General features: G+C 39.2%; 16 protein-coding genes. All 16 read right to left on the reverse strand.

Annotated elements, in window-relative coordinates:
• Positions 1–9 precede the first annotated feature (9 nt).
• The 16 genes from sleB to HNQ41_RS05370 all read right to left on the reverse strand — a co-directional run bounded on the left by sleB (position 10) and on the right by HNQ41_RS05370 (position 16042).
• Positions 10–1461 (reverse strand): spore cortex-lytic enzyme, encoded by a 1452-nt coding sequence (gene sleB, locus HNQ41_RS05295; protein WP_425506961.1) that lies wholly within the window; start codon positions 1459–1461, stop codon positions 10–12.
• Between the two features lie 156 nt (positions 1462–1617).
• Positions 1618–1785: a hypothetical protein gene (locus HNQ41_RS05300; RefSeq protein WP_184663597.1), complete on the reverse strand. Its 168-nt coding sequence runs from the start codon at positions 1783–1785 to the stop codon at positions 1618–1620.
• Between the two features lie 268 nt (positions 1786–2053).
• Complete coding sequence (locus HNQ41_RS05305) at positions 2054–3016, reverse strand: asparaginase (RefSeq protein WP_184663378.1); 963 nt, start codon at positions 3014–3016, stop codon at positions 2054–2056.
• 93 nt (positions 3017–3109) lie between these two features.
• Positions 3110–4099, reverse strand: coding sequence for a YpdA family putative bacillithiol disulfide reductase (locus tag HNQ41_RS05310; RefSeq protein WP_184663379.1), 990 nt, complete (start codon positions 4097–4099; stop codon positions 3110–3112).
• Between the two features lie 167 nt (positions 4100–4266).
• Positions 4267–5499, reverse strand: a complete 1233-nt coding sequence (locus HNQ41_RS05315; protein WP_281393976.1) for a Glu/Leu/Phe/Val family dehydrogenase — start codon at positions 5497–5499, stop codon at positions 4267–4269.
• Between the two features lie 305 nt (positions 5500–5804).
• Complete coding sequence (locus HNQ41_RS05320) at positions 5805–6743, reverse strand: D-alanine--D-alanine ligase family protein (RefSeq protein ID WP_184663381.1); 939 nt, start codon at positions 6741–6743, stop codon at positions 5805–5807.
• Positions 6744–6941: 198 nt separating this feature from the next.
• Complete coding sequence (locus HNQ41_RS05325) at positions 6942–7532, reverse strand: genetic competence negative regulator (RefSeq protein WP_184663382.1); 591 nt, start codon at positions 7530–7532, stop codon at positions 6942–6944.
• A 288-nt stretch (positions 7533–7820) separates the two neighbouring features.
• Positions 7821–8759 carry a MerR family transcriptional regulator gene (locus HNQ41_RS05330; RefSeq protein WP_184663383.1) on the reverse strand — a complete coding sequence of 313 codons (939 nt, stop codon included), beginning with the start codon at positions 8757–8759 and terminating at the stop codon, positions 7821–7823.
• A 41-nt stretch (positions 8760–8800) separates the two neighbouring features.
• Positions 8801–9580, reverse strand: coding sequence for a metallophosphoesterase (locus tag HNQ41_RS05335; protein WP_184663384.1), 780 nt, complete (start codon positions 9578–9580; stop codon positions 8801–8803).
• Positions 9577–9948 carry a hypothetical protein gene (locus tag HNQ41_RS05340; protein ID WP_184663385.1) on the reverse strand — a complete coding sequence of 124 codons (372 nt, stop codon included), beginning with the start codon at positions 9946–9948 and terminating at the stop codon, positions 9577–9579. The genes HNQ41_RS05335 and HNQ41_RS05340 overlap by 4 nt, the downstream gene beginning before the upstream one ends.
• Positions 9949–10519: 571 nt before the next feature.
• A complete protein-coding gene (locus tag HNQ41_RS05345) occupies positions 10520–12202 on the reverse strand; it encodes a formate--tetrahydrofolate ligase (RefSeq protein ID WP_246421495.1) in 1683 nt (560 codons plus the stop codon).
• Between the two features lie 203 nt (positions 12203–12405).
• Complete coding sequence (locus HNQ41_RS05350; protein ID WP_184663386.1) at positions 12406–12690, reverse strand: hypothetical protein; 285 nt, start codon at positions 12688–12690, stop codon at positions 12406–12408.
• 36 nt (positions 12691–12726) lie between these two features.
• Entirely contained in the window at positions 12727–12954 is a 228-nt protein-coding gene (locus tag HNQ41_RS05355) for a hypothetical protein (protein ID WP_184663387.1), read from the reverse strand.
• 133 nt (positions 12955–13087) lie between these two features.
• On the reverse strand, positions 13088–13489 hold the full coding sequence (locus tag HNQ41_RS05360) for a DUF2663 family protein (protein ID WP_184663388.1): 402 nt from the start codon (positions 13487–13489) through the stop codon (positions 13088–13090).
• A gap of 466 nt (positions 13490–13955) precedes the next feature.
• Positions 13956–14537, reverse strand: coding sequence for a CPBP family intramembrane glutamic endopeptidase (locus HNQ41_RS05365; RefSeq protein WP_184663389.1), 582 nt, complete (start codon positions 14535–14537; stop codon positions 13956–13958).
• On the reverse strand, positions 14534–16042 hold the full coding sequence (locus tag HNQ41_RS05370) for a RecQ family ATP-dependent DNA helicase (RefSeq protein WP_184663390.1): 1509 nt from the start codon (positions 16040–16042) through the stop codon (positions 14534–14536). The genes HNQ41_RS05365 and HNQ41_RS05370 overlap by 4 nt, the downstream gene beginning before the upstream one ends.
• Position 16043: the final 1 nt, after the last annotated feature.

The raw sequence follows: 16043 nt of genomic DNA on the forward strand, positions 1-16043 counted from the left end.
CTCCTCTAATTATTTAGCAAAAACATGCTTTCCGATTTGTTTAATTTTCGGTCTCGAAAAAACCCAATCTGACTGTGCCGTTTGAGGGTTAAAAAAGTATAAAGCATTCCCTGACGGATCTTGTCCATTCATCGCATCAAGGACTGCTTGACGAGATTCTTCATCAGGTTCGTTGTAAATGGTTCCATTTGCTACAACTTCAAATGCACGCGGCTCGTAAATAATCCCTGAAACTGTATCAGGAAATTCTGAGCTGTTAATTCGATTTAGAATTACTGCAGCTACAGCCACTTTTCCTGAATAAGGTTCACCACGCGATTCACTGTACACAGCTTGTGCCATAAGTTGAATATCATTGTCTGAAAAGCCATCCGGAACATTTGCTGCCTCTTCAATATCTGGAGCGTCGTTTTCTTGCCCTTCAACGTTTTCTTCAGGATTATCACCATCTTCAACTTCTTCAGGCTCTTCCCCAATTTCAACGTCCTGTGGTTCTTGTGGTTCTTCTTGCTGTTGCTCTTGTTGCTGTTGTTGCTCTTGTTGCTCTTGTTGCTGTTGTTCTTCTTGCTGTTGCTCTTGTTGCTGTTGTCCTTGTTGCTGTTGTTCTTGTTGCTGTTGTTCTTGTTGCTGTTGTTCTTCTTGCTGTTGTTGCTCTTGTTGTTGCTCTTGTTGCTGTTGTTCTTGTTGTTGTTGCTCTTGTTGCTGTTGTTGCTCTTGTTGCTCTTGTTGCTGTTGTTCTTCTTGCTGTTGCTCTTGTTGCTGTTGTCCTTGTTGCAGTTGTTCTTGTTGCTGTTGTTCTTCTTGCTGTTGTTCTTCTTGCTGTTGTTGCTCTTGTTGTTGCTCTTGTTGCTGTTGTTCTTGTTGTTGTTGCTCTTGTTGCTGTTGTTCTTCTTGCTGTTGCTCTTGTTGATTCTTCTCTTCTTGTTGTTCTTTAGCTTTTTCTTTTTCAGCGTCTGACTCCTGATCTTTTTCTTGAGAGCCTTCTGCTTGTCCTTTATCGTCAGCACTACCGATAGGGCCTTTTTGGATAGATTTCGGTGTCCCACCATAGTAAGTAAACTTGCGCCCTTCGTTCAACATTCGATGGACAAATTCTTTATCATATTCTGTTGATCGTTCAAGCATTTCTTTCATTTTTTCTCCAACAAGCCCGTCGACTTCTTCTAGACCAAATTCTTCTTGGTAATGTTTAACAGACCAGTAAGTACTCCAACCGTATACACCATCAATGGTGCCATCGTAAAAACCAATGTATTGTAGACGGGATTGTAACTCAACGACATCATCTCCTGTCGCCCCTTTTTGGATCACTTGATCCGAAAAACCATAACTCGTGTCTGGGAAAGACGTGACCAAAAGCGTGAAACAAAGTAGTGAACTGAACAAGATTTGTAATCCTGTTCGCCGAGATTTGCATTCCATATGCGCATCCTCCTTCTCTGATGTCGGAAAAATCATCATTGCTTATTCAAAGGTTATTTTTTTCAGACTGACGTGTTTTATACTGTTTTACACAAGTTTTGGTTTTATTGCACAAAAAAAGCGAGGAATAGGCCATTTTTTAGAATGACCTATTCCCCGCTTTTGCGCACTTTCATTGTGATGCCAAACCTCCTGTTATTCAGGAGTGACATCAATATCGAATGAGGTTTCATTGCCACATACACAACGCTTAAAACCTGTGTCATAGCCGCCTTCACTATTTGGTCGACCACGCAAGATATATTTTTCACCACATTCTGAACATCTAATCGTTACTTTGTAACGCGGTTTTGTTTCTGTCACGACCATCACTCCCTCACTTTCACCATACATAATTTAGCTTAGCACTTACTTTTAACATTAAGTATAATAGGTTGTAGGCAAACGTTTCAAACATTGGTGTTCATGATCGATTTGTTCGAACTGTTCACACAATACTTCGTACTCATTATCATAAACAAAGTGGCATTTTGAGAACCCAAGGATCTATCTTAAAGGCTTTAAAACCTGATGTCCAGTCATTTCTACTCGGCTCAAAAAAGATTCCACGGTCATTTGGTACTTACATATTTTAATGCTGAAAACCTTTCTTTACATCTTCTTTAGCTCTAATAAGGGTCATTAATTTAATGCGTGCTTTTTTACTGTCATAATCCCTGCCAAGTACGACGCCATTTTTATATAAATCATAGGCACTCCCTGGATAATCATAAGTTGTATATACTTCCCCTTCTTCGGAAGATGTTGTTATCACGATTACAATACCCTTCTCGATTGCTTCACAAATCGCACTCATCATCCTCGGTGTAACTTGCCCGCGTCCAACCCCTTCGATAACAATTCCATCAACATTTTTCTTAATGCAAGCCTGAATCATCAACTCATCTGCACCTAAGTATGTTTTCACGATATCTACTTTAGGGATTTCCGTTACTTTCGGTTTGTAGACTTCTTTCTTGATCGGACGTTGATACATTTGAATTTTATCATTATCAATAATACCTAAGTAACCAAAACCAAAAGCATTAAAACCTTGAATATTTGATGCGTGCTCTTTTTTTACATATTTTGCAGCAAATATTCGCTCATTAAAAACAACAACAGTACCAACGTTTTTCAACTCATCTGAGCAAGCCGTATGGACCGCATGTCTTAAGTTAATTAAGGCATCACTTCCTAACTCCCCTGGAGCCCGCTGTGAACCTGTTACAACAATTGGACACGTCGTATCAACAGTTAAGTCAAAATAATAAGCAGCTTCTTCTAAGGAGTCTGTACCATGAGTAATGACTATACCATTGATATCGTCTTCTGTAATTTCCTCAATTTTTTGTACAACTTCATCATAGTCTACAAAGGTCATATGCATACTCGGCTTTTGAGCCATTGAATAAACATCAATTTTAATATCTTCAGGCAATTGCAATTGTTTACTTAAATCTTCTCCGCTCAGTGCTCCAGAGTGAAGTCGCCCTTCATCATTTTTTTTACTCGCAATCGTCCCACCGGTAGTTAATACGGCAACTTTCTTCATGCATTCACCCCTTTTTATCTTTTAAAGGGAAAAGACTACTATCACACAACATAGAATAACCAAAATGCTGCTGTTCATCCTTTTCCACACGATTTATTGATCGGCATTCTTTCGTTCGATTTCCTCAGCAATCCACGCTCCGTGGTGACGACCATTTTCGATAAATATTTCGTTCGCATTATTTCCAGCAGCGATAACGCCTGCGATGAAAATGTTTTCAACATTCGTTTCCATTGTTTCACAATCGTATACAGGCCTTCCAGTGTCATCATCTACCTCAACACCCATTTTCTTAATAAAGGAATGGTCAGGGTGATACCCGGTCATCGCAAAAACAAAATCAGCAGGAAGCTTTTTTTCATTTCCTTTGTGTTTGTAAATGACTTCATTCTTAGTAATTTCACAAATTTCCGCTTCAAAAATCATGTCTATTTCTTTTTTCTGAACGAGTGCATCAAATTCTGGTAAGATCCATGGTTTAATACTTTTCGAATATGTTTCCCCTCGATAAATGACTGTCGGTTTTGCACCGACATTATGTAAGGCAAGTGCTGCATCTACTGCTGAATTCTTTCCTCCAATAATCGCGACATTTTGGTTAAAAAATGGGTGCGCTTCTTTGAAGTAATGGAAGACATGGTCATATTCTTCCCCTGGAATCCCCATCATGTTCGGTGAATCATAATACCCTGTAGCGACAACTAAGTAGTCAGTTTCATATTCAGTTACTTTTCCATGTCGTTGTTCACCCGTGATGATAAAATGGCCATCCTTCTGCTTGTCAACAGAAGTAACCTTTTCATACGTATTAATACGAAGTCCCTTTTGATTAACGACTTCTCGATAATACACAAGTGCTTCATTACGCTTCGGTTTACGCTCCGTACTATAAAACGGTACATTTCCAATCGCTAATTTTTCACTCGTACTAAAGAACTGTTGGTGTGTCGGGTAATGAAAGATGGAATGTACGACATTTCCTTTTTCAATAATCAGCGGGTCATAGCCTCGATCTTGTAACGCGATCGCTGCAGATAAACCACAAGGACCTGCTCCAATGATGATGATTTTTTCACGTTTCACGATACATCCCTGCCTTTATTTTTTATCACATACTCTTTCATATCATATTTACAAACAATTGCAAAGTGATATGGTATAAACGTTGATGATAAAAAAGCTCATACTGAGTGTACCACCCAATATGAGCTCATATCATGATATTGCTATAAATCTATAATATCAAACACTTAAATCCAACCACGAAAACGAGAAGCCTCTGCCATTTTTCGCACACCAACCATATAAGCAGCTAATCGCATATCGACTCTTCTAGAAGAAGCAATCGTATAAACATTATCAAAACCTTTGACAATCACTTCTTCTAATTTTTCAGCAACTTCCTCTTCTGTCCAATAATACCCTTGGTTATTTTGAACCCATTCGAAATACGATACGGTCACCCCACCTGCACTTGCTAGCACATCTGGAACGAGGAGAATTCCTCGCTCATGAAGGCGTTGTGTCGCTTCTATCGTAGTCGGTCCATTCGCTGCTTCGACGACGATACCTGCTTGGATGTCATCAACATTTTCAGCTGTAATTTGATTTTGTATCGCTGCTGGCACTAGAATATCCGTATCTAATGTTAATAATTCGCGATTTGTGATTCGATCGTCAAATAGATTGGTGACCGTTCCAAAACTGTCACGTCTGTCTAGGAGATAATCGATATCAAGACCATCTGGATCATATAGTGCCCCGTACGCATCAGAAATCCCGATCACTTTAGCGCCTAAATCATACATGAATTTTGCTAAGAAGCTACCTGCATTTCCAAATCCTTGAACAACTACGCGCGCACCTTCAATATCAATACCTTTCTTTTTCGCAGCTTCTTTAATACAAATCGTAACACCTTTGGCTGTCGCTGATTCTCTACCGTGCGATCCACCTAAAACAATCGGTTTACCTGTAATGAACCCTGGTGAATCAAACTCTTGCATACGGCTGTACTCATCCATCATCCAAGCCATAATTTGCGAGTTTGTAAATACGTCTGGAGCAGGAATATCTTTTGTCGGCCCAACAATTTGACTTACTGAACGAACATAACCACGACTTAACCTTTCCAACTCACGAAAAGACATATTTCGAGGATCACAAACGATCCCTCCCTTGCCACCACCATATGGTAAATCTACGATACCCGCTTTTAGACTCATCCAAATCGATAAAGCCTTCACTTGATCTTCGGTAACTTCTGGGTGAAATCGTACGCCTCCTTTTGTCGGGCCAACAGCATCATTATGTTGCGCACGATAACCAGTGAAAATTTCTGTAGACCCATCATCCATTCGAACAGGAATACGAACGGTCATCATTCTTAAAGGGTCTTTCATTAGTTCATAGACTTCTTCAGGATAACCTAATTTGTCTAGCGCTTTTTGAATCACAGTTCTTGTCGATTCGAGTACATCCATGGTTTCTGGTTCTTTCGTTTGTTGACTGTTTTGTTCAAGTTGTTTTTGATTTGCGTTACCTTCCATGCTTCTTCACCTCAAAAGACGATAATTAAAATCAATGTGAATCACCACAATGTAAACGCTTTCCTTCTCATCTATTACTATAAAGAATAAATCAATTTTTTTCCACACTTGAATACGATTTAAAATAAACTTTTCCTAATTTTCTTAACGTAAAGCTTGAATCACTAAAAAAAGCCCCCTCTCATAATTAAATAACGGAGTATTATATGAGAGTAGAGCTCTTTTATCAAGTTTATATATTATTTATTTGCCTCTCCGTCATGACTGGCCATATTTAAGAGTTTTTCGACCATATCCGAATAAGACAAGCCAACTGCTCTTGCTGCATCAGGGTATAAACTCGTAGGCGTCATTCCTGGAAGAGTGTTCACCTCTAAAATGACTGGCGCCCCTCCTTCTGATGGTAAAATGAAATCAACACGTGAATACCCGTCGCAACCGAGTGCACGATGGGCGGATACAGCTTGCTCTTGCAATTGTTTCGTTAATGACTCACTAATTCGAGCAGGTACATAATGTTCACTGCCACCTGGTGCATACTTTGATTCATAATCGTAATATGCATTTTTCGGAACAATTTCCACAACCGGTAGAGCCTGCTCCTGATATTTTTCTCCCATAACGGCAACGGTTACTTCATGACCGGATACAAACTCTTCCAAGAGCGCAGACTTATCATATTTTAACGCTTCTGCAATTCCCTTTTTTAATGTTTCTTCATCCTTAGCAATCGTAAGTCCAATCGTTGACCCTTCTTGATTTGGTTTGACGACGATCGGGAATGAAAGGTCTGTATCAAACTGATCAGAATCATACGTGTTTCTATCGACTACGTGCTCTTTCGCAGTACGGATCCCTTCTTTTGCAAAAAAGTGTTTAGATCGATGTTTATTCATCGCTAAAGCTGAGGCAAACACACCCGAACCAACATAAGGGATGCCGATCATATCGAGAATCGCTTGAACTTTTCCATCTTCACCCAATCGACCGTGAAGTCCTATAAATACCACATCAACATCAAGGTTCGCTACCTTCTCAATGCATGACCGGCTCCCTTGAAAATCAATATCAACAACTTCATGTTGTCGCTCTTGTAGAGCATCTATAATACCTTTACCTGTTGCCAAAGATACTTGGCGCTCGGCTGATGTTCCTCCATATAATACTGCTACTTTCATCATTATTCACTCCAAAATCACTTAGTGTATTTTTAATTTATTCAATTAGAGACGTCTACGGAACTTTCCCGCCCGTTCTTTTAAGACCATATTTTCATTTTACGTTCTAAAATCTCATGAGACAACGACTAATAGCATCCAAACCAATCAGTAATCTGTTTTCCTCACGTGCTGCAATTCTCCTTACTAAATATTCATTTATTGTGGAAAATAGCTTCGTAATTGTTCAAATGCTCGCCCCTCAATGATGAGTGATCCATATTCTTCAAGCCGATGAATAGTCGTCGATGTGCGTTCACCATATTCTGCCATCAATACAAGTAGGCCGTCTGACTCTCGTTCTACATCATCTTGGGAGATGTGAATGTAGTAAGCATCATTTAAACGATAAAGGTGCGCAAGGTTTATTTTGGTACAATGAAGACGATGTGCTAATTGAATAACATCTTCAATATCGTCAAACTTAAAAATCATCGCATCCGTTTCCGTAAAATTAATTTTCAATTCAATAAAATCTTCATCAAACCAATCATCCTCTAATGTATCTTCTGGAGCTTTAGTAACGATAACAACCATACCTTGCACTGGCAGAGAAAACACTTCAACGACAACTGGACCGTCTGGTTGAAAACCGAGCTCCTCATTAGCTTCACGAATCATCTCGCGAAACAATTCTTCAACTTTCGGTACATCCATCCAAATTTCTTCCTTTGAGATCCCGCGCTCACGCAAATCCTCAAAACTCAAGAATATCTTGATTTTATCGTAATCTAAACGCTCAAGGCGCATTATCCGAACCTCCTTCGGTATGCCGTTGCCAACTTGACATAGCTTGGTCCTCTACCTTTGTCATGTGGCTTCAACGCTCTTTCTTGCTGTATCGTATGTTGAGATGCTCGTTTTGGTTCGCTCGTTAGCCTAAGTAAAAAAATACGCCTAAGGCTATGAGATAGCGTGGATACATTCAGAATCTCAAAGCTTGTGAACTACTCCCACCACTTACCACCCTCAGGGGTTGCTTGAAGAGGGAGGCTTCTTTCGGAAGTACGTTAAATAATAAGCCACGATATACGAAGGTTATTTTTCACTCTTTTCAGATTTTATACCAAATTCATCCATTAACACTTTTTCAGTCCATTCGTTCCAAGATTGTTCATCACATCCAATGATGACATCTCGGTAAATCGCTCGTAGATGTTGCTCCATTCTTTCTATTGCCCTACCTCCTATGCCAATACGCACGCGTTGTTCACGACGTGAAAACTCATGAATGATATCAAGTGTTTCTGACACATGCTCATCCATTGTACAAGACAAGAATAAAAGTTGCGCATTCACTTTATTTATAACATCGATTAATTCTTCTTTCGGCACACCTTCCCCTAAATAAATAACGTCGAACCCTTGTTGACGTAAATAAAATGTAAACATCAATAAACCGAGTTCGTGGCGTTCACTTGGACTACATACTGCAACGACTTTAGGGAATCTTTCATCCGGCTTTAAAGAATAATAAATTGCGCCCAACTTAAAACGCACATACGATGAGATAAAACGTTCTTGGGCACAACTAATTTCCCCAGCTTCCCATACATCTCCTACTTTCTTAAGAAACGGAACAAATAACTCTTTTCGTAAAGTTTGCAAAGAAAACATTGCGAAAGCTTGGTCTAGCAATTCATTTGCTGCAGAGTCATCAAATCGTCGTAAAGCCTCTAAAAGTTGTGTTGAAAGGTTATCAAGCTGGTTTTTCATCCGATCGTCTGCTTTTTTTACTTCCTCAATACCTTGTTGTTCCAATAATTGAACAGCTTGTCCAATCGTCATTCCTTCGTTCAATTTATGTATTAACCATTTTAAAATTTTAAGGTGTTCATCAGTATATAATCGATAGCCGGCATGATTTCGTACCGGTTTCACAATATCATAACGCCTCTCCCATGCCCTTAATGTAACAGGCTTAATATTAAGAAGTTTTGAGACAGCATTAATATTGTATTTTCCTTCCTCCTTCAACGCACCTTCCCTCCCTATACTATTTTAGAAACCTTATGACGTTATTTTGAACTGACATTTGACCCAGAGCGTAGTGTGATAACATGCGTCTCAGGTGGTGCCCCTAACCGAAAAGGGATGCGTGTTGTTCCATATCCATTACTGACTAACATGTGGCATTTTCCTCCGATTTTCTTCCATCCTCCTTTCTCCGTTACACCTAATCCGAATAAACGAACTTGCCCGCCATGTGTATGACCACATAAAAGAAGATCACATTTATATGGAAGATCTCTATAATAAATAACTTCAGGATTGTGTGCCAAAAAAATAAGTGGCAAGTCTGTCGAATTTAATGCTGCATGAATATCTGTACGATAATATCCAAGGTCATCAACCCCGGCTATGGTCAACTTTTCACCTTGTTTGACATGTTCAACAGAACAATTATTTAACTCATGAACACCGTATTTATGAAGTAGCTTACTTAGGGATCCTTCACCCCATTCATGGTCGTTATTACCCCAAACAAAATAAACCGATTTTCCTAAACGACATAATTGATGCACGTTTTCCTCAACCTTATGTTTTTTTACACCTGCCTCTGTTAAATCCCCCCCGATAAAGACGAAATCACATCGAGGTAATGTATCTATCCAATTTTTAGATAAAGTACGTTTATGGATATCAGAAATAAAAAATAACGTGGTTCCATCAAACGGTTTAGGCAATCCGTCGATGAAGCACGTTGAATGTAAACAGCGATTTCTATGCGCTTGCCAATACATATACAAACAAACCATAACAATGAAAATAAGTACGCTCATTGCTGTTACAATCATGACTTTTCGATCTCCTTCGAGTGAAACTTCCTTTCTTCGCGCGCATCCATTATACCATAGAATAATGAAAGCGTAATTGAAAGCAACGCAAACCAATGAAAAACAACAATAAGGACCACGCCCAAAGATATGAGTAAAAAAATCATTCTTCTTCGCTGTATCCCTTTCATAAAATGGACTTTTTTTATGACTCTTGACATGCAATAAAAACTGATAATAAACGCGATAATCGCCCATAACCAAGAGTCAGGGGAGAATACTAATGAAGCCCAAATTAATTCACTTGAATAAAAAGGTTGACCTTGGAAAAACCGGGCAGACCAAAATAACCCTCCGACCCCTAACAATAATTGCCAACGTTTTTTCATGATGCAAAACTCCCTGACTTCCGTTTGTTTATTGTTATTCAAAGAACGAGATGAAGTTTCTGAATATTTCTAAATAATAGGTAATCACCACAAAAAACCTACTTCTATTTGATAAAACGAGAAGTAGGCAAATGAATCAAAATAAACGGCTGTTTTCTAAAAGATTGTTGCTTTTTTAAGATTTAGTTCGCACTCGGATATGTTACAGGTGGACATTGCTGATTTGGACCTCAGGTAAATGTGACTTCGCAGACATACTTCCGTTATTTCAGCTAAATCCATCACTTTTAGAGGTAGAACGGACATGAGTTCCGTTAATCCCCTGGTTTGCATGCAATCAAGGGCGATTTTTTGCAAATAGATGCATCATGTCCGCAAAACGCTCAAAATTAGCCTTTTTCAAGTAAATAACGGAATCAATGTCCGCCAGCCGAAAACGAAACAGTAAACGTGACCGAATTTGAGCTAACCTGGCGTCGCAGCTTTCGCTTCTCCAAGTTCATCAGAAACAACAAAAGTATACGAAAAGAGACAAATATAATAATTATTATAAAACGACGTCACAATCTACTTAAAAGAGGCCAACTGCACGCCCTTCTTCATCAATATCCATGTTTAATGCAGCAGGCTCCTTGGGTAGCCCTGGCATCGTCATGACGTTACCTGTTAATGCAACGATAAAGCCTGCGCCGATCGCTGGACGTAATTCACGGACAGTAACCGTAAAACCTTCAGGGCGACCTACTTTCTTTGGGTCATCGGAAAGTGAATACTGCGTTTTTGCCATGCAAACCGGTAAACGATCCCACCCATAACGTTGATATTCCTTCAGTTGTTCTCGAGCATTTTCAGTAAACTCGACGCCGTCCGCTCCATATACTTCACTTGCGACTATTTCGATTTTTTCTTCCATTGAAATGTTCAGCGGATAAAGTGGTTTATAAGAACTTTCGACCTCGTCAATGGTTTTGACGACTTTTTCAGCTAGTTGGATTCCACCTTCACCACCTTGTGCCCATACATCTGCAAGTACAACTTCAACACCTTGTTGTTCGCACCACGTTTTTAAAGCATCGATTTCTGCATCTGTATCATGTAAGAAACGATTAATTGCAACAATAGGTGGTAAACCGAATGAACGAACCGTTTCAACATGCTTTGCTAAGTTGTCAATGCCTTTCTTTAGCGCCTCTACATTTTCTTCATCTAATTGGTCTTTATCAACACCACCATGCATCTTTAACGCTCGAATCGTAGCTACGACTACGACAAGATCAGGGTCTATTCCTCCTGTTCGCGCCTTAATATTTAAAAACTTCTCTGCTCCTAAATCAGCGCCGAACCCTGCTTCAGTGACAACGTAATCAGCTAGTTTTGAAGCCATTTTCGTCGCCGCAACGCTGTTACACCCATGAGCGATATTGGCAAATGGACCTCCGTGAATAAGTGCTGGTGTATTCTCAAACGTTTGAACGAGATTAGGTTTCATCGCATCTTTTAAAAGGAGAGACATCGCTCCTTCAGCTTGTAGATCTTTGACCGTGACAGGTTCGTTTTCAGGTGTATAGGCAACAACAATATTTGCAAGGCGTTGTTTTAAATCATCAAGGTCCGAAGCGAGACAAAGAATAGCCATCACTTCTGACGCTACGGTAATATCAAAGCCCGTTTGCCGCGGGACGCCTTGAAGTGGACCACCTAATCCAACGACAACTTCTCTTAAAGCACGATCATTTAAATCGACGACCCTTTTCCAAGTAACACGCCTGACATCGATGTTTAAATCATTACCGCGGTGAATGTGGTTATCAATCATCGCAGCTAACGCATTGTGAGCTGTCGTAATCGCATGCAAATCTCCGGTGAAGTGTAAATTTATATCTTCCATTGGGACAACTTGCGAATATCCTCCTCCTGCAGCGCCTCCTTTTATACCCATACTCGGTCCTAAAGAAGGTTCACGTAGAGCGATGATACTGTTTTCCCCTATTTTATGTAATGCTTGACCAAGCCCAACGGTCAGCGTTGATTTCCCTTCCCCTGCTGGTGTCGGGTTAATCGCAGTAACTAAAATCACCTTTCCATCGGGGCGACCTTGAAGGCGGTCTGTAATTGAAAGTGACAGCTTCGCTTTATCATGTCCATATGGTTCAAATTCTTCTTCAGAAATGTTTAATTGGGTAGCAATTTCTTTAATTGATTTCATTTTACATGATTGCGCAATTTCGATATCTGATTTCATTTCTTGACTCATGCTAGACCATCCCTTTCTATATATTACCTTTATTGTAACGAATTTTTCGTCATGAAACGATCAAAATTTTCCGTTTCCTTCATACATTATAACGAACTCATGTAAGCGCAGCTAATTGTTTTTACCCTTTATCATAAACAGCATGTTGATTCATCCGCACACAAAAAACGAGGCTGATCAAGATAATTATGACCGCCTCGTTTCTACGTGTGATCATCATTAAAGGTTTGTAAAGCAGAGATTAAATCATCCAAGTCATCATCGCCAATACCTTCCAAAATTCTCTGAACATGAACACTCTTCTTCAAATTTCCTTTCAAAACAACTTCAACGTTTTGATCCACATCGATAAAAACGCCGTGAACGTGCATCGTGTTTGCAACAAGGGCGAAAATGACAGCTAGTTGCTGCGGTGTATAGGTTGAAGAAGACCTTTTCGATGTTTTACGTTCTTGATTGTAGTCATCTCGTCTATCTTTATCTTTCATGGCACCACACCTATTTAAATTCTCAATTCACCCTTCTTACTTTGTGTCTTCATCGCTGATCCCTGTCTTTTCTTGCCACTTTTCAAGAACCCGTAATCTGTCATAATGTCTGTGACCTAGACCATGTAAGAGTGAAAAACCAACAATAATAGCAACGATATAAACTGTACTGATTCGAAAATTTTCTTGCGTTTCTTCCTTTTTTAATTCTGCTGCCACTTGCTTTTTTTTCTCTTCCTGTCCGTGTCCGCGTTGCCCTGCCACGTCAAACGCCTCCTTCTAGAACTACCATGAGCTATTTTCATTATATGTACAATGAGATTAATCGTGTGCTTAGTCAAATAAAAAGAAGAAACCCTTTTGGTTCCTTCAAATTAAACACAAAATATACTATGCATTATTTATAAAATAAGTTAATGTCATAATCATTTTTTAACTCCTGGAATAGCTTATGTTTTTCCTTCCAGTTTTCTTCTGTATCCCATATATCACTTAAACGATCGATAATGTCTTCTCTCAATTCGTCGAAGTCTTTTTCTGCTTTGTCTAGTTTGCTTTTACGCATCGTGACTTGATAAAAAGACAAGCTCATCATTAATAAGAGGAGCAATAACCATTGATCTCCTAATATCAATGTTAAGTAGGAGTTCGGGGTTCCTGTTTGTAAAAGTAAAAATGTCACATAAATAAGCGAGATTGCTAGTACAAAAAAGAAACAATAACCTGCCCGATACACTTTTTTTTCGGCCTCTTTTTCTTTTTGTTTACATTTTAGCAATTCATCAACGACGATTGTCACTTGAGGCTGATCCTGCCATGTTTTACGCCAAGCCTCCAGTATTCACACCTCCCTAGCACAGTATTTGTTCAGATATATATGCTGACTAGGACAGGTTTAACCCAGGTTTACGAAAATAATCGCTCAGACCAAACTGGGTATGTAAATACGAAAATAACTAGGAGGAGAAATAGAAACAAAAATAAACGGACAAGTGGGTACTGAATTTGTTTTTTCCATTTTTTTGTTGTTTTTTTTGCTTCCTTATTTACATGGTGTACCTCGGAACGAGGGGGTAAATCAAGCGTGCTCTCAGTATTGTTCGTGGTTTCATTACGATTACCTTCAACATTTCTCACCTGATTCCGGAGGTTTTCTGCTTGGTCTTCAAGTTTTTCTCTCATCGTTTCACCTCGAGGTTTTATAGCTCTTCTTAATGATAATGTATCATGATTTTATCGTCCTTACGATGTCATTTGCACTTGAATTAACGATTCTTCAACACGCCAAATCGTATAGCTAAGCCTAATAAAAAGTCTATCGTAAAATGTGCGGCAATGACCGCAAAAAGACTATCTGTCACGATATAAAACAGGCCAAGCGAAAAGCTCAAGACAATTGTAAATATGAACAAGAACGGCTTCGCCAAATAACGTACATGAATCACTGCAAAGATTAAACTTGCAACAACCAAGCCAAACTGTTCTTGGAGCACCCCTCTAAACAATAATTCCTCACAAAAAGCGACGACCAAAGACAGTAGGAATATTTGTGTAACAGAGCGGTTTTGAAATACACGAACGTTAACCCCTCCATCATCAAACCATGAACGAGGAAGAAAACGGACAAGTATCAATTCAATAACAACGACAACGATTCCGAAAAAGAAACCAAAAACAACCGTCATATCAAATGACCAGCTAGGCATCTCAATGAAACCAAACATATGACCCGTAAATAAAAATGATGCAATGGTCGCAACAATAACAATTAAGAATTGAGTAAAATAAATGTTTAATAAAAGTTCTTTATCAGAAAGGTGTCTCACTAAATCTGCTTGTTTTCTCAACCCTCTTCCTCCTCACCTAGCGCGAGCATTGCTTTCAACCGTTGATTCCATGTTTTCGATCGATTTTTCTTATTCTGTTTATCGTAAACTTCTCGTTCAATGACTATATCCCCGCATCTAGAACAACATGGATCAAGGCGTTTTGTTAAGTTTTCTTCAAAATATGATAATATTTGTGCGCGTAAACATTTATGACTTAAAAGACTTTCTTCAAATTGACGGAACAACTGAAATCTATACGTTTCTCTTTGCCGCAATTCGTTTTTCACTTGTTGTAAAAGCTCGGGATTTACATTGTCTACACGCCCATTTTGAATGATATGACTTTTCTCTAGATAAAATAAAAGCAACTTCTGTTGCGTTTCTTCCAGTCCCATTTCATAACAACGTTGTTCAAGATCACTGCGAGTAACGACAACTTGCTGTTTCATAGTTGCAAATACCGAATCAATGATTCCTTGGTCCGGATACTCTCTTTGTATCAATTGGAGCGGGAGAATGTCATCACCGTCAGCATGAAGAAGAAAAGCATAACTTTGCTTTCCATCTCTCCCTGCCCTTCCTACCTCTTGAACATAAGCTTCCATACGTGTCGGTAATTGGACGTGAATCACTGATCGAATGTCAGATTTATGCACGCCCATACCAAATGCATTCGTCGCAACGACAAAATCAAGTGACCCTTCTAAAAACTGATGTTGTATAAGGCGACGGTCCTCTTGAAGCATCCCTGCATGATAATAAGCAATTTTATATGATTGGTTTTTAGCTGCTTCATACACAATATGTTCAGCCAGTTGTCTAGAAGACGTATAGATAATACCAGGTGCAGGAAATTCACTTAAGTGACGCGTAAGATATTCCAGTTTATCTGCATGACTGTGAAAATGTTTTTGAATGTACGCGATATTCTCACGGTCGACAGAATAAATATGCCGATGTACTTCATGTAAACCTAATTGTTCGATAATATCTTGCTGAATATCTTTTGTTGCCGTCGCTGTCAAAGCTAAACAAGGAGGGTAATGTAACGCCTTTCTGATATCGCCTAATCGTAAGTAATCTGTACGAAACTCATGTCCCCACTGTGAAATACAGTGGGCTTCATCCACGACAAATAATGACACAGTTACTCTTTGTAACGCTTCAAGTACATTTGATAACTGGAGCATTTCTGGAGAAACAAAAATCATTCGGTATTGTGGCAAAGTTCTCAAAATGTTGCGTTTTTCATCATTGGATAAATAACTATTGATCGCGATCACACCTTTATCACCTTGACTACGCATTTGTTGAACTTGATCATCCATAAGCGATAAAAGCGGCGATACAACGACAGTAATACCTTTAAAAACGTGAGAAGGTAATTGATAACAAAGCGTCTTTCCAGACCCTGTCGGCAACACTGCAAGAACATTTTTTCTTGATAATACATCAGCAATGATTTCTCGTTGTCCTGGGCGGAAATTTGAAAATCCAAATTTCTGTTTCAAAAAAGTTTCCATG

Origin of the sequence: Texcoconibacillus texcoconensis (assembly GCF_014202575.1) — a bacterium.
Lineage (GTDB): Bacteria > Bacillota > Bacilli > Bacillales > Salisediminibacteriaceae > Texcoconibacillus > Texcoconibacillus texcoconensis.

Excerpts from the sequence above, each read along its gene's own strand:
- HNQ41_RS05325 (WP_184663382.1), bottom strand. The coding sequence starts at position 7,532 with ATGCGCCTTGAGCGTTTAGATTACGATAAAATCAAGATATTCTTGAGT.
- HNQ41_RS05315 (WP_281393976.1), bottom strand. The coding sequence starts at position 5,499 with ATGGATGTACTCGAATCGACAAGAACTGTGATTCAAAAAGCGCTAGAC.
- HNQ41_RS05335 (WP_184663384.1), bottom strand. The coding sequence starts at position 9,580 with ATGATTGTAACAGCAATGAGCGTACTTATTTTCATTGTTATGGTTTGT.
- HNQ41_RS05320 (WP_184663381.1), bottom strand. The coding sequence starts at position 6,743 with ATGAAAGTAGCAGTATTATATGGAGGAACATCAGCCGAGCGCCAAGTA.
- sleB (WP_425506961.1), bottom strand. The coding sequence starts at position 1,461 with ATGATGATTTTTCCGACATCAGAGAAGGAGGATGCGCATATGGAATGC.
- HNQ41_RS05350 (WP_184663386.1), bottom strand. The coding sequence starts at position 12,690 with ATGAAAGATAAAGATAGACGAGATGACTACAATCAAGAACGTAAAACA.
- HNQ41_RS05305 (WP_184663378.1), bottom strand. The coding sequence starts at position 3,016 with ATGAAGAAAGTTGCCGTATTAACTACCGGTGGGACGATTGCGAGTAAA.
- HNQ41_RS05370 (WP_184663390.1), bottom strand. The coding sequence starts at position 16,042 with ATGGAAACTTTTTTGAAACAGAAATTTGGATTTTCAAATTTCCGCCCA.
- HNQ41_RS05345 (WP_246421495.1), bottom strand. The coding sequence starts at position 12,202 with ATGAGTCAAGAAATGAAATCAGATATCGAAATTGCGCAATCATGTAAA.
- HNQ41_RS05340 (WP_184663385.1), bottom strand. The coding sequence starts at position 9,948 with ATGAAAAAACGTTGGCAATTATTGTTAGGGGTCGGAGGGTTATTTTGG.